The following is an 18,563-nucleotide window of genomic DNA, read 5'->3' on the forward strand; positions in this document are numbered from 1 at the left end:
AGACGCCCGGAATGGCGAACGAAGACACCCTCCGCGACTACCTGAAGCGGGCCACGGCCGACCTGCAGCAGGCCCGGCAGCGGCTCGGCGCGACGCGCTCGCAGCTGGCCGAGCTCGAAGCGCAGGCCAGGGAACCGATCGCCATCATCGGGATGAGCTGCCGCTACCCCGGTGGCGTCGGCGACCCCGACGGGCTGTGGGACCTGGTCGACACCGGCCGGGAGGGCATCGGTCCGTTCCCCGAGGACCGCGGCTGGGACCTGGGCAAGCTCTACGACCCGGACCCCGACCAGCCCGGCACGTACTACGTGACCGAAAGCGGTTTCCTGCGCGGGGCCGCGGACTTCGACCCGGCGTTCTTCGGTATCTCGCCCCGGGACGCCCTCGCCATGGACCCGCAGCAGCGGCTGCTGCTGGAGCTGTCCTGGGAGGCCGTCGAGGCGGCCGGGCTGGCCCCGGCGTCGCTGCGGGGCAGCAGGACCAGCGTGTTCGCCGGCGTGATGTACAACGACTACGCCGCCCGGCTGCAGCCCGTGCCCGACGGCTTCGAAGGGTTCATCGGCAACGGCAGCGCGGGCAGCATCGCGTCCGGGCGCGTCGCCTACACCTTCGGGCTGGAAGGCCCGGCGCTCACCATCGACACGGCGTGCTCGTCGTCGCTGGTGGCGCTGCACCTGGCCGCCACCGCGCTGCGCCGCGGCGAGTGTTCGCTGGCACTGGCCGGCGGCGTGACCGTGATGTCCACCCCGACCGCGTTCATCGAGTTCAGCCGGGCCCGCGGGCTCGCCCCGGACGGGCGCTGCAAGTCCTTCGCCGCCTCCGCCGACGGCACCAGCTGGGGCGAGGGCGCCGGGATGCTGCTGGTGGAACGGCTTTCCGACGCCCGGCGGCTCGGCCACCCGGTGCTGGCCGTCGTCCGCGGGACCGCGGTGAACCAGGACGGCGCCTCGAACGGCCTCACCGCGCCGAACGGCCCGGCCCAGCAGCGGGTGATCCTCGACGCGCTGGCCGCCGCCGGGCTCTCGCCGTCCGAAGTGGACGCTGTCGAGGCACACGGCACCGGCACGGTGCTCGGCGACCCGATCGAGGCCCAGGCGGTGCTCGCCACCTACGGCCAGGACCGCGCGGAGCCGCTCTACCTGGGGTCGCTGAAGTCGAACATCGGGCACAGCCAGGCCGCGGCCGGCGTCGGCGGCGTGATCAAGATGGTGCAGGCCATGCGCCACGGCGTGCTGCCGAAGACGCTGCACGTCGACGAGCCGAACCCGCGCGTCGACTGGACCGCGGGCGCCGTCGAACTGCTCACCGAGGCCCGGCCGTGGCCGCAAACCGGGCGGCCGCGGCGCGCGGGCGTGTCGTCGTTCGGGGTCAGCGGCACCAACACGCACGTGGTGCTCGAACTGCCCGAGGAGACCGACACCGGCAAGCGGACCGTGCCGCCGGTGCTGCCGTTGCTCATTTCCGCCCGCAGCCAGGACGCACTTGCCGCCCAGGCGCAGTCTCTTGTGGACCGCCTCGACGAGGAGTCCCTTGTGGACACCGCGTTCACCACGACAACCCGCGCGCGGCACCCGCACCGGGCTGTCGTGCTCGGCCGCGACCGCGAGGAACTCCTTGCCGGGCTGGCGGATCTCGCGGCCGGGAAGCCCACCGCCGTCACGGACACCGCGGCGCCGGGCAAGACCGCGTTCCTCTTCTCCGGGCAGGGCGCCCAGTACGCGGGCATGGCGACGGAGCTGTATGAGGCGTACCCGGTGTTCGCGGCCGCCCTCGACACGGCTTTGGCCGAGCTGGACCCCGCGGTGCGCGGGGCGGTGTTCGACGGCGACCGCCTGGACGACACCGAATTCACCCAGCCCGCGCTGTTCGCCGTCGAGGTCGCGCTGTTCCGGCTCCTCGAAGCCTGGGGCGTGCGGCCGGACTTCCTGCTCGGGCACTCGATCGGCGAGATCGCGGCCGCGCACGTGTCCGGCGTCCTCTCGCTGGCCGACGCGGCCACGCTGGTCACCGCCCGCGGCCGGCTGATGCAGGCCCTGCCCGCGGGTGGCGTGATGGTCGCGGTCGAGGCCGGCGAGGGCGAAATCGCCCCGACGCTGCCCGACGACGTCGCGATCGGCGCCGTCAACGGGCCCGGCGCGGTGGTGCTCTCCGGCCCGGCCGAATCGGTCACGGCAGTCGCCGCGGCCTGGGCGGACAAGGGCCGCAAGACCCGCGAACTCGTGACCAGCCACGCGTTCCACTCGCCGCTGATGGCGCCGATGACCGCGGACTTCCGCGCCGCGCTCGCCGGGCTCGCGTTCGGGACGCCGTCGATCCCGGTCGTCTCGACCGTGACCGGGAAGCCGATCGCCGACGAGTTCGCCGACCCCGGCTACTGGGTCACGCACGTGCTGGCCACGGTCCGGTTCGCCGACGGCGTTGCGGCTCTGCGCGAGGCGGGCGTGACGACGTACGTCGAGGTCGGGCCGGGCGGCCGGCTGGCGGCGCTCGTGCCCGAGGACGCCGTCGCCGTCGCCACGCTGCGGCCCGAGCGGCCGGAACCGCTGACCTTCGCGGCCGCGGTCGCCCGGCTGCACACGCGCGGCCGCGAACCGGACTGGGCGGCGCTGTTCGAGGGCACCGGCGCGCGGCGGATCCCGCTGCCGACGTACGCCTTCCAGCGCGACCGCTACTGGCTGGAAGCCAAGGAAACCGCCGGTGACGCGGCTTCGGTCGGCCTGGGGGCGACCGAACACCCGCTGCTCGGCGCGGCGGTGTCGCTGGCCGGCGGCGACGGGTTCCTCTTCACCGGCGTGCTGTCCCGGCGGGCGCACCCGTGGCTCGCCGACCACGCCGTGCTGGGCACGGTGCTGCTGCCGGGCACGGCGATGCTGGAACTCGCGCTGCGGGCGGGGGAGCAGGCGGGCTGCGGACGCGTCGAGGAGCTGACGCTGGAAGCCCCGCTGGTTCTCGGCGACGACGGCGTCCAGGTCCAGCTTTCGGTGGGCTCGCCGGACGCCGAAGGGCGGCGGAGCGTCGGCCTGCATTCGCGCCCGGACGGCGCCGCCTTCGACGAGCCGTGGGTGCGGCACGCCACCGGCTTCCTGGCGCAGGGGACGGCCACGCCGGGACCGGACCTGAGCGAGTGGCCGCCGCCGGGTGCCGAACCCGTTTCGGTGGAAGGGATCTACGACGCCGTCGAGACGGCCGGATTCCACTACGGACCGGCGTTCCGCGGGCTGCGCGCGGCTTGGCGCCGTGGCGGCGAGGTGTTCGCCGAAGTCGCGCTCGACGCCGAGTACGACGCCGGGCGCTTCGGCGTCCACCCGGCGTTGCTGGACGCGACCCTGCACGCGGCGGGCCTGGCCACGCCGGACGCGACGCCGGAAGGGCGGCTCCCGTTCGCGTGGACCGACGTCTCGCTGTTCGCCTCGGGCGCCTCCGAGGTCCGGGTCCGGCTGGTCCCGGCGGGCACCGATGCGGTGTCGCTGACGCTGGCCGACCCGGCCGGGAAGCCGGTCGCCACCATCGGTTCGCTGGTCTCACGACCGGTGTCGGCCGACGGTCTGGACGCCGCCCGCAGCCTGCGGGACGCACAGTTCACCGTGGACTGGCAGCCGGTGCCGGAAGGGGACTTCGCCGGGCCGGTCGAGGTCGTCGAGCTTCCGGCCACCACGGGCTCGGTGCCTTCCCGGGTCCGGGCGGCGGCCGCCGCGACGTTGAAGCTGCTCCAGGACTGGCTCGCGGGCTCGTCCGAAGCCCGGTTCGTGCTGGTGACGCGGGGTGCGGTGGCCGACGAACCCGACCTCGCCGCGGCCGCCGCGTGGGGGCTCGTGCGGGCCGCGCAGTCGGAGAACCCGGGCCGGTTCGTGCTGCTCGACATCGACACCGGCGAGCTGTCCGACGATGTCCTCGCGGCCGCCGCCGCCACCGGGGAACCCCAGCTCTCGCTCCGCGACGGCGAACTGCGGATGCTGCGCCTGGTCCGCCCACCGAAGTCCGATGTGGACGCTCCCGTGCTCGACGGCACGGTGCTGATCACCGGTGGCCTCGGCAGCATCGGTGCGCTGACCGCCCGGCACCTGGCCGGGCAGGGTGTGCGGCGGCTGGTGCTGACCGGGCGTCGCGGACCGGACACCCCTGGTGCCGCCGAACTGGTCGCAGAACTCACTTCGCTGGGCGCCGAGGCCGTCGTGGTGGCGTGTGACGTCGCCGATCGTGAGGCGCTTGCGAAGGTGCTGGCGGACATCCCCGACCTGACCGCGGTCGTGCACGCGGCGGGCGTGCTCGACGACGGCGTCGTGGAATCCCTGACGCCCGAACGGTTCGAGGCCGTGTTCCGGCCCAAGGTCGACGCCGCTTGGGCGTTGCACGAGCTGACCGTGGACCGGCCGCTGTCGGCGTTCGTCGTGTTCTCGTCGGCTGCCGGTGTCATGGGCGGTGCGGGTCAGGGCAACTACGCCGCGGCCAACGCGTTCCTCGACGCGCTGATGACCCGGCGCCGGGCCGCCGGCCTCCCGGGCACCGCAATGGCGTGGGGCGCCTGGGCCCAGGGCATGGCCGCCGACCTCGCCGACGCCGACCTGCGCCGGATGAGCCGCGGCGGCATGATCCCATTGTCCACAGTGGACGGACTTGCGTTGTTCGACGCGGCGCTCGCTTCGCCGTCACCGGTGCAGCTCCTGAGCCGGCTGGACCTCGCCGTGCTCGGCAAGCAGGCCGCGTCCGGGATGCTGCCGTGGCTGCTGCGCGGGCTCGTCCGGACGCCGATGCGGCGAGCGGGCGAGGCCGTGGACACCGGGCTCGCCCAGCGGCTGGCCGGACTGGCCGAGCCGGCGCGCCGGGAAGTGCTTTCCGACGTCGTCAGCACGCACGTCGCGGCCGTGCTCGGGCACGGTTCGACGGCCGCGGTCGACCTCGACGGCGCGTTCAAGGACCTCGGGTTCGACTCGCTGACCGCGGTCGAGCTGCGCAACCGCCTCGGCGGCGCGACCGGCCTGCGGCTGCCCGCGACGCTGATCTTCGACTACCCGAGCCCGGCCGCGCTGGTCGAGCACCTGGTCACCGAGCTGGGCGGTGCGGCCGCCCCGGTGGTCCCGGTGACGACGTCCGTCCCGGCCGACGAACCCCTGGCCATCATCGGGATGAGCTGCCGCTACCCCGGCGGCGTCCGCTCGCCGGAGGAGTTCTGGGAGCTGATCGCGGCCGGCCGCGACGGCATTTCGGGCTTCCCGACCGACCGCGGCTGGGACCTGCCCGAGACGGACTTCGTGCCCGAAGGCGGGTTCCTCTACGACGCCGACCGCTTCGACCCGGAGTTCTTCGGCATCTCGCCGCGCGAAGCGATGGCGATCGACCCGCAGCACCGGCTGCTGCTGGAGACGGCGTGGGAGTCGTTCGAGCGCGCGGGCATCGACCCCGGCTCGGTCAAGGGCAGCCGGACCGGCGTGTTCGCCGGGCTGATGTACCACGACTACGTCTCGCGGCTCACCGCCGTGCCGGACGACCTGGCGGGCTACCTCGGCAACGGGAGCGCGGGCAGCGTCGCCTCGGGGCGCGTGGCCTACACGTTCGGGCTGGAAGGGCCCGCGGTCACGATCGACACGGCGTGCTCGTCGTCGCTGGTGGCCCTGCACCTGGCCGCGCAGTCGCTGCGTTCGGGCGAGTGCACGATGGCGCTCGTCGGCGGCGTGACGGTGATGTTCACGCCGACCGCGTTCCTCGAGTTCAGCCGTCAGGGCGGGCTGTCGGGCAATGGGCGCTGCAAGTCCTTCGCCGCGTCCGCCGACGGCACCGGCTGGGCCGAAGGCGCCGGAATGCTGCTGGTGGAACGGCTTTCCGACGCACGGCGGCTCGGGCACCCGATCCTGGCCGTGGTCCGCGGGACGGCGGTCAACCAGGACGGTGCGTCCAACGGCCTCACCGCGCCCAACGGCCCGGCGCAGCAGCGCGTCATCCGGGAAGCGCTGGCCGGAGCCCGCCTTCGGCCGTCCGAAGTGGACGTCGTCGAGGCGCACGGCACCGGGACCTCGCTGGGCGACCCGATCGAGGCGCAGGCGTTGCTGGCCACCTACGGGCAGGAGCGCTCGGAGCCGCTGTGGCTGGGCAGCGTCAAGTCGAACATCGGGCACACCCAGGCCGCGGCGGGGGTCGCGGGCGTGATCAAGATGGTCCAGGCCATGAAGCACGGCGTGCTGCCGGCAACGCTGCACGTCGACGAGCCGTCTCCGCACGTCGATTGGGAAGCGGGCGCGGTCTCGCTGCTCACCGAAGCCCGCCCGTGGCCGGAGACGGGCCGTCCGCGCCGAGCGGCGGTCTCGTCGTTCGGGGTCAGCGGCACCAACGCCCACGTCGTGCTCGAACAGGCTCCTGACCTGTTCGCTCCCGCCGAGAGCCGGTCGGCGGGTGTCGTGCCGTGGGTGTTGTCCGGGCGGAGTGCCGGTGCGCTGCGGGGGCAGGCCGAGGCGCTCGCCGCCGTGACCGCGGAGCCGGTGGACGTCGGGTGGTCGCTGGCCACCACGCGGGCCGCCTTCGACCACCGGGCCGTCGTGCTCGGGCGGGATCTCGCGGACTTCGCCACCGGCCTCGGAGGTGCCCAGGTGGTGAGCGGGATCGCGGGCCGGCCGGGCAAGGTCGTGTTCGTCTTCCCGGGGCAGGGTTCGCAGTGGGCCGGGATGGCGGTCGAGCTGCTCGGCTCGTCGCCGGTCTTCGCCGAGCGGCTCGCGGAGTGCGCGGCCGCGCTGTCGTCCTTTGTGGACTTCTCCGTGCTCGACGTGCTGCGGGAGAACCGTGACCTCGACCGCGTCGACGTCGTCCAGCCGGTGCTGTTCGCCGTGCTGGTATCGCTGGCCGCCGTGTGGCGGGCGCACGGGGTCGAGCCGGCCGCCGTCGTGGGGCACTCGCAGGGCGAAATCGCCGCCGCGGTCGTCGCCGGTGCGCTGTCCCTCGAGGACGGTGCGCGCGTGGTCGCCCTGCGCAGCAAGGAAATTCTCGCGCTCGGCGGAGACGGCGGGATGGCGTCCGTGGCGCTGTCCGCCGAAGCGGCCGCCAAGCGGCTGACCGACTGGGGCGGCGAACTCTCGCTCGGCGCGGTCAACGGCCCGTCCTCGGTCGTCATTTCCGGTGACGCCGGTCTGCTCGCCGAGTTCGTCGCGGGCTGCGCGGCCGACGACGTCCGCGCCAAGCTGATCCCGGTTGACTACGCGTCGCACTCCGCGCACGTCGACCGCATCCACGACCGGCTCCTGGAAGTCCTGGCGCCGATCACCCCGCGCACCGCCGACATCCCGTTCTGCTCCACCGTCACCGGCGGCTTCCTCGACACCGGCGGGTTGGACGCCGCCTACTGGGCCCGCAACCTGCGTGAGACCGTCGACTTCGCCGGTGCCACGAAGAAACTCCTGTCCGACGGCTACGGCGCCTTCGTCGAATGCAGCCCGCACCCGGTGCTCACCATGGCGATCGAGGAGACGGCGGAGCGGGCGGTCGTCGCCGTCGGCACCCTCCGGCGCGAGGACGGCGGTCCGGCCCGGCTGCTGACGTCGCTCGCCGAAGCGTGGGTGCGGGGCGTGCGCGTCGACTGGACCGCGGCGCTCGACGGCGGCCGGCGCGTCGACCTGCCGACCTACGCCTTCCAGCGCGACCGCTACTGGCTCGAATCACCGGCCGGTGCCGGCGACGTCAGCTCGGCCGGCCTGGCGACGGCGGACCACCCGCTGCTCGGCGCGGTCGTCCCGCTGCCGGAGTCCGGCGGGCTGGTGTGCACGGGCGCGCTGTCGCTGCGCACGCACCCGTGGCTGGCCGACCACAGCCTGCTCGGGACGGTCCTGGTCCCCGGCACGGCGCTGGTCGAGCTAGCGCTGCAGGCGGGGGCGCACGCCGGGCGTCCGGTGCTGGACGAGCTGACGCTGGAGGCGCCGATCGTGCTGCCCCCGGTGGGCGGGATCCAGGTGCAGGTCGTGGTCGGCGCGTCCGGCGAAGTGACCGCCCACTCGCGACCGGCGGGCTCCGAAGACCCGTGGATCCGCAACGCTTCCGGTGTTCTCGGCACGAGCCCGGTCCCGGGGCTTCCCCTGACCGAGTGGCCGCCGCCGGGAGCCGCCGCCGTCGAGCTGGACGGCGCGTACGCGGCGCTGGCCGAACGCGGGTTCGGCTACGGCCCGGCGTTCCAGGGACTGCGCGCGGTCTGGCGCCGGGACGAGGAGGTCTTCGCCGAGGTCGTGATCGACGACGCCGACCGCTTCGGCCTGCACCCGGCGCTGCTCGACGCGGCCCTGCACGCGGGGATGGTCGCGGGGGACGGCGACGGCGGCGCGCGGATGCCGTTCGCGTGGACCGACGTCGTCCTGCACGCGGCCGGCGCGTCGGCGATCCGCGTCCGGCTGACCCCGGACGGGCACCTCGACGTCGCCGACCCGACCGGCGCCCCGGTGGCGACCATCGGCTCGCTGGCGACGCGCCCGGTCTCGACGGTGACCGCGGGCCGCGACCCGCTGTTCCACGTGCAGTGGACGCCGGTCGGCTCGCCGGTCGCGACGGGCCCCGCGGAGCTGTTCGAGGTCCCGGCGGGCTCGGTGCACGAGGTCACGGCGTCGACGCTGGCCAAGCTCCAACAGGAATCGGCGCGGCTCGCGATCGTGACGCGCGGTGCGGTGGCGACCCGGCCGGGCGAGGATGTCCCGGACCTGGCGGCGGCCGCCGTGTGGGGCCTGGTGCGCTCCGCGCAGACCGAACAGCCGGGCCGGTTCGTGCTGCTCGACGCCGAGGCCGGCACCCCGCGTGAGCTGCTGGAACGGCTCGCGGCGGGCGAGGAACCCCAGGTCGCGGTGCGGGACGGGCAGGTACTCGCCCCGCGCCTGGCCCGCCTGCCGGTCGAGGCCGCCGAAGCGGACGGCTTCGACCCGGCCGGGACCGTGCTCATCACCGGCGGCACCGGGCTGCTCGGCAGCCTCGTCGCCCGGCACGTCGCCGCGGCCGGTGCCGGGCACATCGTCCTGACCAGCCGCCGGGCCGCCGAACGGGCCGGACAGCTGGTCGCCGACCTGACCGCGGCCGGTGCGCGGGTCACCGTCGCCGAGTGCGACGCCGCCGACCGCACGGCCCTCGCCGGCGTCCTGGCCGCCATCCCGGCGGAGTTCCCCCTCCGCACCGTCATCCACGCCGCCGGCGTCCTCGACGACGGGCTGCTCGCCGGCCTCACCCCGGACCGCCTCGCCACGGTGCTCAAGCCCAAGGCCGACGCGGCCCGGAACCTCCACGAGCTGACCCGCGACCTCACCGGCTTCTTCCTCTTCTCCTCGGCCGCCGGCATCCTCGGCAACGCGGGTCAGGCCGGGTACGCCGCGGCCAACGCCTACCTGGACGCCCTCGCCGCCCACCGGCGCGCGAACGGGCTCCCGGCGACGTCGCTGGCGTGGGGCCTCTGGGACGAAGCCAGCGACCTCACCCGTCAGCTCGGCGACGAAGGACGCGCAAAGGTGAGCCGCGCCGGGTTGCGGCCGCTCTCCACCGAGGAAGGCCTGCGGCTCTTCGCCACCGCCCGCACGACGGCGGAAGCCGTGCTGGTCCCGATGCACCTCGACGTCGCCGCGCTCCGGCGGCAGTTCGGGACCGGGGGCGTGCCGCCGCTGCTGCGGGGGCTCGTCCGGCCGGCGATCCGCAAGGCCGCCGCCGCGGAAGCCGTGCCGCTCACCGGGCTCACCGGGGACGCGCTCCGGGACGTCGTCCTGGCGCAGGTGGCCGGCGTGCTCGGGTTCGCCGGGCCGGACGCCATCCCGGCCGGGGTCGGCTTCCCGGAGATGGGCTTCGACTCGCTCACCGCCGTCGAGCTGCGCAACCGGCTGATCGGGCTCACCGGCCTCCGGCTGCCCGCCACCCTCGTCTTCGACCACCCGACGCCGGACGCGCTCGTCGAGTTCCTCGGCGGCGAGCTCGTCCCGGCGGAACCGGAAGCGTCCACAGCGGACACCGCGCCGGAGGAGGAGACCGGCAGCATCCAGCTCCTCTACCGGAAGGCCTGCGACGAAGGGAAAATCGCCGAAGCCGTCGAGTTCATCAAGGCGGCCTCGCGCCTGCGCCCGGCGTTCGACCGCCTCGACGACCTGAAGCAGCTGCCGGAACCGGTCCGCCTCGCCCGCGGCGACACGACCCCCGCGCTGCTCTGCTTCGCCGCGCCGGTCGCCATCACCGGGGCCCAGCAGTACGCGCGGTTCGCCGCCGGGTTCCGCGGGGAACGCGAGCTGATGATGATCCCCGCACCCGGGTTCCGGCCCGGCGAGCTGCTGCCCGCCACCGTGGAAGCGACCGTCGAGCTGCAGGCCGAACTGGTCTGGAACGCCGCGGGCGGCACGCCGTTCGTGCTGCTCGGGCACTCCTCCGGCGGCTGGCTGGCGCACGCCGTCGCCACGCACCTGGAGCAGCTCGGCTCGCCGCCCGAAGGCATCGTGCTGATGGACACCTACGTGCCGCAGAGCGGGCAGATCGACCGGTTCAAGAGCACCTTCGTCACCAGCGCGCAGGACCGCGAGGAGGAAGCCGGCGGCATCGACGACCGCAAGCTGACCGGCATGGGCTGCTACTTCCGCGTGTTCGCCGACTGGACGCCGACGGAGACCGCCGTGCCGACGTTGTTCGTGCGCGCCACCGAATCCCTCCAGTCGGTCGGCGGGGAAGCGGCCGAAGGTGACGCCTGGCGGCCGACCTGGACGCCCGCGCACGTCGGCGTGGACGTGCCCGGCAACCACTGGTCGATGATGGAAAACCACGCCACGACGACCGCCGACGCCGTCCGCGCCTGGCTCGAAGACCACTGAAACCCGAGAAAAGGAAGAAAATGACCGACTTCGTCATGCCGCAGATCGACCCGGCGCTGCTGCCGCCGTCCGTCCGTTATGGACTGTCGGACACGCTGCCGTGGCTGGGCCGGATGCGTGCGGCCAACCCGGTGCTGCGCGACCCGTTCGGCATGCACCACGTGTTCACCTACGCCGAGGTGCAGCAGGCGCTGGCCGACCCCGGCACGTTCTCCAGCGACCCGTCGCACGTGATGCCGCAGGCCGCCGCCGAGCTGTCCGCCGGCATGCTCGCGGTGATGGACCCGCCCGCGCACACCAAGGTCCGCCGGATCGCCAGCGCCGCGTTCACCCCGAAGCGCGTCAAGGACCTCAACGACCGCATCGCGCAGATCGCCGAGGAGCTGCTCGACGCCGCGCCCGGCGACGAGTTCGACTTCGTCACGGCGTTCTCGCAGTACCTGCCGCTGGTCGTGGTGTCGGAGCTGCTCGGCATCCCGAAGACCGACCTGCCGCAGTTCATCGCCTGGACCGAGGCACTGCTCCAGGTCACCGTGCCGAACCCGAACGACGCCGCCGAGATGGACGCCGCCATGCAGGCGGCCATGTTCGGCCCGCTCGTCCAGATGCAGCAGTACATGGCCGGCTTGTGCGCGGAGCTGCGTGCGAACCCGCGTGACGGCTTCATCAGCGACCTGCTCCAGGCCGAAGTGGACGGTGAGCGGCTCGCCGACCACGAAGCCGTCAACCTCGCCATCCAGCTGCTGCAGGCCGGGCACATCACGTCGGCGTCGGTGCTGGCGAACTTCGTGCTGCGGCTGGGCGAGCACCCGGGCGTCGAGGCGCGCCTGCGCGCCGACCCGGCGCTGATCCCGGCTGCCGTCGACGAGGCACTGCGGTTCACCCCGCCGGTGCCGCGCCTGCAGCGGTTCACCACCACCGACACCGAGCTCGGCGGCGTCGCCATCCCGGCGAAGAGCATGGTCTTCCTGTCGCTGCTGTCGGCCAACCACGACGAAAAGGTGTTCGCGAACCCGGACGCCTTCGACATCGACCGCGGTGCCGCCCGCAACCTCACCTTCGGCCACGGCATCCACTACTGCTTCGGCGCGGCGCTGGCCAAGACCGAGGCGAAGTTCGGCATCGAAGCCCTGCTGCGCCGGTACTCCTCGATCGAGGTCCTGACCGGCGAGCCGGTCGAGTTCTACGAAAGCGAGCTGTTCACGCCGAAGAGCGTCCGGGTGCGGGTGCGGCGGGCGTGACCAGCGCACTGTCCACCGAGGACGTCCCGTCGGCGCGGTTCGGCCTGGGCGAGCAGCTCGCCTGGCTGCGGCGCAAGCGGGAGGACGGAGGGGTGCACGTCGACGCGTCCGGGGCGCACCACGTCTTCTCCCACGCCGACGTCGAGCGCGTCACCAAGGACCCGGCCACGTTCTCCAGCAACCCGGCGCGGGTGCTGCCCGAGGACGTGCCGAACATGACCGAGGGGATGATGCTCGTCGCCGACCCGCCGCAGCACGGCAAGCTGCGGCGGCTGGCGGCGCAGGCGTTCACCCCGCGCAAGATGCGCGACCTCGGCCCGCGGGTCACCGAGATCGCCGAGGGCCTGCTCGCCCGCGCGCCGGAAGGCGGCTTCGACGCGGTCGAGCACTTCACGGTCGAGCTGCCCGCGACGATGATCGCCGAGCTGTTCGGCATCCCGGCCGCCGACGCGGGCGCGTTCCGGTCGCTGGTCGAGCAGATCATGGCGATCGAGCCGCCGGACCTCACCGACGAAGCCGCGGTGCGGGCGGCGGCGGACAGCGCGCTGGGCGGCCCGTTCCTCGAGCTGATGGGCTACCTGCTGCAGCTGTGCGCGCGCCGGCGCGCCGAACCGGGGCCGGGGTTGATCTCGGACCTGGTGCGCGCGCGGCTGGACGGCGAGCGGCTGGCCGATCCGGAGGTGGCGAGCCTGGCCGTGCAGATCCTGCAGGCCGGGCACCTCACCACCGCCGCGGTGCTCGGCCACGCCCTCGTGCTGCTGGCCGAGCACCCGGAAGCGCAGGCCGCGCTGCGGGCCGACCGCGCGCTGATCCCGGGCGCGGTCGAAGAAGTGCTGCGCTGCCGGCCGCCGTCCACGCGGCTGCAGCGCTACACCACGGTGGACACCGAGGTCGCCGGGCACGGGATCCCGGCGGGCGCGGTCGTCGTGCCGTGGATGCTCTCGGCCAACCACGACGACGCCGTGTTCGACGCCCCGGACGTGTTCGACATCCGCCGCAGCCCGAACCGCCACCTGACGTTCGGGCACGGCATCCACTTCTGCCTCGGCGCGATGCTCGCGCGCGTCGAGCTGACCGGTGCGCTGAACGCGCTGTTCGACCACGTTCCGCTGTGGACGGTCGACGGCGTCGTCGAGTACCAGGAATCCCACCTGCTGTTCGGACCGAAGCGGGTTCCGCTGGTCGTCAGCACCACCCCCACCGATCGGAGAGATCTCCCGTGACCGAAACCCTCGACACCGCGACCGGGGTGCCGTCGTTCCCGCTGCCGCGCGGCAAGTGCCCGTACCACCCGCCCGCCGCGTACGCGGAGCTGCACGAGAACGCACCGCTGTCCGAAGTGGAGCTCGTCGACGGCAAGCGGGCCTGGGTCGTCACCGGCTACGCGGAAGCCCGCGCGCTGCTGTCGGACCCGCGGCTCTCGGCCGCCCGTTCGCACCCGGACTTCCCGAACAACGCCAAGATCATGCCCGGCACCGGCATGCCGCAGCCGGTGCCCGAGGGTGACGCGCTGACGTTCGCGCAGCTCGACGACCCGGAGCACAACGCCCAGCGCAAGCTGGTGATCCCGAGCTTCACGCTGCGCCAGGCCAAGGCGATGCGCCCGAAGATCCAGAAGATCGTCGACGAGCTGATCGACGGCATGCTGGCCGACGGCCCCGGTGCGGACCTCGTCTCGGCGTTCGCGGTGCCGTTCCCGTCGATGATGATGGCGGAGCTGTTCGGCGTGCCGGAGGAGGACCGCGCGGTCTACACCGAGCACGTCCAGTACCTGGCGACCCGGCCGGACATGATGGTGCCGGCGATCTACACGCTGTCCGACTTCTACACCAAGCTCTTCGAGCGCAAGCGCGCCGAGCCGGCCGACGACCTGGCCACGCACATGGTCACCAGCTTCGACGAGCGGCCCGAAGAGATCGGCTTCCAGCAGCTGCTCAACTCGGCGATGCTGGTCACGGTGTCGGGCAACGAGTCCACGATGACGATGATCTCGCTGGGCGCGTTCGCGGTGCTGGACAACCCGGCGCAGGCGGACGTCCTGCGCGCCGACCCGGCGGGCGCGGCCCCGCGCGCGGTGGAGGAGCTGCTGCGCTACATCTCGGCGGGCGACATCATTTCGCGCCTGGCCACCGAGGACATCGAGATCGGCGGCCGGACCGTCCGCGCGGGCGAGGGCGTCATCCTGGCCACGCCGGCGGTCAACCGCGACCCCGAAGCGTTCCCGGCGCCGCACGAGCTCGACCTGCGCCGCGACCACAAGACGCACCTGACCTTCGGCCACGGGCCGCACCAGTGCGTCGCGATGAACTTCGCGACGGCCGCGCTCGAGGTCGTCTTCTCGACGCTGTTCACCCGGCTCCCCGGCCTGCGGCTGGCGGTCCCGTCGGAGGAGGTGCCGCCGGGCGGGCTGGGCGTCCACCGCGTCGCCGAGCTCCCGGTCACGTGGTGACCGCGGACCGCTGGTTCCGCCGGTTCCACGAGGCACCGGCGGCGAAGGCGCGGCTGGTGTGCCTGCCGCACGCCGGCGGTTCGGCGTCGTTCTACTTCCCGGTGTCGCGGGCGCTCGCCCCGGACGTCGAAGTCCTGTCCGTGCAGTACCCGGGGCGGCAGGACCGGCGGAAGGAACCGTTCGTGCCCACCGTCGAAGGGCTCGCCGACGAGATCGCCACCCTGCTGCGGGGGCTCGACGAGCGGCCGCTGGCGCTGTTCGGGCACAGCATGGGCGCGATGGTCGCGTACGAGGTCACGCGGCGGCTGGAGGCCGGCGGCCCGGCGCCGGTGGTGCTGTTCGTCTCCGGCCGCCGCGCGCCCGACCGGTACCGCGACGACCGCGTCCACACCCGCTCCGACGAGGGGGTGCTGGCCGAGGTGCGCCGCCTGAGCGGCACGGAGGCGGACCTCCTCGGCGACGACGAGGTGGTCCGGATGATCCTGCCGGTGCTGCGCAACGACTACCGCGCGGTGGAGACCTACCGGCACCCGCCGGGCGTCCGGCTGGCGACGCCGGTGGTGGCGTTCACCGGCACCGAGGACCCGGTGGCGTCGGTGGACGAGGTCTCCGCCTGGGCGGAGCACACCGCCGGCGGCTTCGAGCTGGTGCCGCTGCCGGGTGGCCACTTCTTCCTGACCCGCCACCAGGACGCCGTGCTGCGGACGATGGCCGACCGGCTGGGCCGGGTCCCCGCCTGAGAGCGGACCGCGGGGTGCGGGTGGTCCGCCCCCCGCGGTCTACTCGGAGTAGCGCGGTTGCGACGTCCGGGCTATTTCCGGCCGGATCGGTCACACCGGGCCCCCTTTCGTCGATGTGCCCCGCGGGGATCCCCACCGCGAGTGTGGGGACGGGACACATCTGGGGGGATGACTCGTGCTGCTTTCCTTGCGATCGCGCGGCCGGATCGCCTTGGCCACCGCGCTCACCGCGGCGTTCGCGCTGCTCGTACCGGGGGTCGCGCACGCGGCGCCACCGTCCGACGACGACTTCGACCAGGCGACGGTGATCACCGCGCTGCCGTTCACCGCGCAGCAGGACACGAGCGAGGCCACCCGGGCGGTCGACGACCCGTCCTGGTGCCAGTCGTCCGACGTCCGGGCGTCCGTCTGGTTCCGGTACACGGCCACCGCGGACGGGTACCTGCGCGCCTCGACCAAGGGCAGCGCCCCGGAGATGATCCTCGCGGTCCACACCGGGACCCGGGGCGCGCTCCGCGGCGTCGACAACGGCTGCGGCATCGGCGCGGACGCGACGTTCCTGGCGAAGGCCGGCACCACGTACTCCATCATGATCTCCGGCTACGACGTCCCGGGCGGCGCGCTGTCGCTGAAGCTGGACTCCGTCCCGGCCGCGGCCAACGACGACTTCGCGAACGCGCAGCCCGTGCCGTCGCTGCCGTTCTCCGCGCAGCCGGACTTCTCGGTCGCCTCCTACGAAGCCGACGACCCGGAGTCGACCTGCCAGTCCGAGGCCAACCTCGCCCCGTCGGTCTGGTACGCCTACACCAACACCGGCGAGGCGAAGTCGGTCACCGCGCGGACCACCGGGTACGGCTCGGCCCTCTCGGTCTACACCGGGAGCAGCCTGCCGGAGCTGAAGCAGGTGGCCTGCAAGAACGACTCGTACGGGCAGCCGACCGCGTTCCGCGCCGCCACCGGCACGACCTACTACGTCCGCGTGACCGGGCCGGCCAGTTCGTACGAGCCCGTCACGCTGTCCCTGGCCGACGCGCCGGCGCTGGACCCGTCGATCTCCCAGTCGCCGTCGTACCCGACGGTCTACGACACCGTTTCGTTCTCCGCGGACTCCTGGAACGAGATCGACCGGCCGATGAACGCCGACTGGGACTTCGGCGACGGCGCCACGGCCCCGGCCGGCACCGCGCCCGTCTCCCACCACTACGCCACCGACGGCACGTACACCGTCACCATGCACGCGACGTCGCCGGACGGCCGCACGGCCACCAAGACGACGCTCGTCACGGTGACCACGCACGACGTCGGGATCGCCAAGTTCACCGTGCCCACCGCGGCCCGCGTGGGCGTCAGCAAGCCCATTTCGGTCGACGTCAGCAACACCCGCTACGCCGAAACGGCGACGGTCGTGCTGTCCCGCAACGACGGGACCTCCTGGCGGCAGGTCGCCACGCTCACCCTGACCGTGCCCGCGCGGCCCACCAAGACCGTGCGGTTCCCGTTCGCCTACACCTTCACCCCGGAGGACCTGGCGGACGGCAAGGTCACCTTCCGAGCGAGCGTCTCGCTGGACTACCCGATCCGCGACGCCCGGCCGGCGGACAACGAAGTGATCGCCATCGCCACGACCGTCAAGCCGGCCGCCACGCGCATCACCGCCGTCTGAACACTGGGGGGAACAGAATGAGGACCACCGCTTTCCGGCGCCTGCTGGTCGCCGGCCTGGCCGTCGCGGCCGCACTGGTGGCACCGGCCACCGCGCACGCCGACACTCCGGCCAACGACGATTTCGACACCGCCACCACCGTCACCGCCCTGCCCTTCCGGGCCACCCAGGACTTCGGCGAAGGGACGAAGGCCGCCGACGACCCGACCTCGTGCTACGCCTGGATCGCGACGAGCGCGTGGTACGACTACACCGCGTCCGCCGACGGGTTCGTCCGGGCCCTGCCCACGGGCGCCGGCCAGTTGCCGTTCATCGCGGTCTACACCGGCTCGCGCGGGGCGTTGTCGCAGGTGCCCGGCGCCTGTGCGGAGTGGAACTCCGGGCCGTCGGTGACGTTCCCGGTCACCGCCGGGCAGACGTACCACATCATGGTGTTCAAGCCGTACGCCGGCGCCGGCCAGGTGGCCACGCTGGACCTTTCCAGCGTCCCGCGGGAGGCGAACGACGACTTCGCGGCGGCCGCGGTGGCGACGCTGCCGGGGACGTTCTCGGGTGACCTTTCGCGGTCCACGAGCGAGCCGGGCGAGGTGACGGCGAGCTGCGATCCCGAGGCCGACCACTCGGTGTGGTACCGGTACACACCGGACCGCACCCGGCCGATCAGCGTGGAGCGGCGGGGCGGCCGGACGCCGTCGGTCGCGGTGTACCGCGGCCCGGAACTGTCCGAAGTGGACTGCGCGGGGGAGCTGGACGGCACCAAGCGCGTGGTCTTCACGGCGGAGGCCGGCCGGCAGTACTGGCTCCGGGTGGCCACCGACGCCGACGGCGCGTCCCCGTACGACATCCGCCTGACGACCGCGCCGGCGTTGACGCCCAACGTGTACCTGTACTCCGGGGTGAATTCGGTGTTCGACGACATCCAGATGTTCCCGAACGCGGGCGACCACCTCGGCCGCCCGCTGGTCAGCGGTGAGCTGAAGTTCGGCGACGGCACGTCGGTGGCGCTCACGTCGAACGCCGCGCTGACGCACCGCTACGCCGCGGACGGCGACTACCGCCTGGAGATCAGCGCGACGACCGACGACGGGCGCTCGGGGACCGGCAGCCAGGTGGTGCACGTCGAGACGCACGACGTCACGCTGACCGGGCTGTCCCTGCCCGCGCAGGCGCGTGCGGGGCAGACGAAGCCGGTCAAGGTGTCCGTGGTGAACAACCGCTACGACGAGAAGGTCGTCGTCTCGCTGCGCAAGAAGGGCGAGAGCGGGTACTTCGAGGAGGTCGGCACGCTGACCCAGTTCGTGCCGGCGGGCGGCCGGGTGGAGTTCCCGTTCGCGTATTCGTACACGCCGGCCGACGCGGCGGCGGGCCAGGCGGAGTTCGAGGTGACGGCCACGCTCGAGGGCCGTTACGACGGCGACGCCCACCCGGTGGACAACCGGCTGACCGGCGTCACCAAGGTCCGCGCGAGCTGAGTCCCCCGCCCGGGCGCTTGCCGGCGCCCGGGTGAGGTGACCACGGTCCGTGGCCGGTCGGCGGTGTGCGCCGGCCGAGTCCACTTTCGCCTTGGCGGGGCCCCTCGTCCCGCCAAGGCGGAAATTCACCTACCTCGCAGGGAACCCCGTGCATCCTTCGAATCGTTCTCACCCTCCGCAAGGGTAAAAAGCCGCGCGGTGGAAGTTC

General features: G+C 73.4%; 7 protein-coding genes. All 7 read left to right on the forward strand.

The genetic code is table 11. The features are described from left to right. Nucleotides 1-11 precede the first annotated feature (11 nt). The 7 genes from AB0B33_RS19970 (at nucleotide 12) to AB0B33_RS20000 (ending at nucleotide 18,355) form a co-directional block, all read left to right on the forward strand. Nucleotides 12-10,790 (forward strand): type I polyketide synthase, encoded by a 10,779-nt coding sequence (locus AB0B33_RS19970; protein ID WP_360773690.1) that lies wholly within the window; start codon nucleotides 12-14, stop codon nucleotides 10,788-10,790. A 20-nt stretch (nucleotides 10,791-10,810) separates the two neighbouring features. Next, nucleotides 10,811-12,031 (forward strand): cytochrome P450, encoded by a 1,221-nt coding sequence (locus AB0B33_RS19975; protein ID WP_360773692.1) that lies wholly within the window; start codon nucleotides 10,811-10,813, stop codon nucleotides 12,029-12,031. Then, entirely contained in the window at nucleotides 12,028-13,254 is a 1,227-nt protein-coding gene (locus AB0B33_RS19980) for a cytochrome P450 (protein ID WP_360773695.1), read from the forward strand. The genes AB0B33_RS19975 and AB0B33_RS19980 overlap by 4 nt, the downstream gene beginning before the upstream one ends. Continuing rightward, entirely contained in the window at nucleotides 13,251-14,480 is a 1,230-nt protein-coding gene (locus tag AB0B33_RS19985) for a cytochrome P450 (protein WP_360773698.1), read from the forward strand. The genes AB0B33_RS19980 and AB0B33_RS19985 overlap by 4 nt, the downstream gene beginning before the upstream one ends. Further along, on the forward strand, nucleotides 14,477-15,220 hold the full coding sequence (locus AB0B33_RS19990) for an alpha/beta fold hydrolase (RefSeq protein WP_360773701.1): 744 nt from the start codon (nucleotides 14,477-14,479) through the stop codon (nucleotides 15,218-15,220). Before AB0B33_RS19985 ends, AB0B33_RS19990 begins: the two co-directional genes overlap by 4 nt. A 175-nt stretch (nucleotides 15,221-15,395) precedes the next feature. Next, the gene (locus AB0B33_RS19995) at nucleotides 15,396-16,883 is read left to right on the forward strand and encodes a PKD domain-containing protein (protein ID WP_360773704.1); all 1,488 of its coding nucleotides are present in this window, start codon (nucleotides 15,396-15,398) and stop codon (nucleotides 16,881-16,883) included. Between the two features lie 17 nt (nucleotides 16,884-16,900). After that, nucleotides 16,901-18,355, forward strand: coding sequence for a hypothetical protein (locus AB0B33_RS20000; RefSeq protein WP_360773707.1), 1,455 nt, complete (start codon nucleotides 16,901-16,903; stop codon nucleotides 18,353-18,355). The last annotated feature ends 208 nt before the right edge of the window (nucleotides 18,356-18,563 follow it).

The organism is Amycolatopsis sp. NPDC049159, from assembly GCF_040648295.1.
Lineage (GTDB): Bacteria > Actinomycetota > Actinomycetes > Mycobacteriales > Pseudonocardiaceae > Amycolatopsis > Amycolatopsis pretoriensis_A.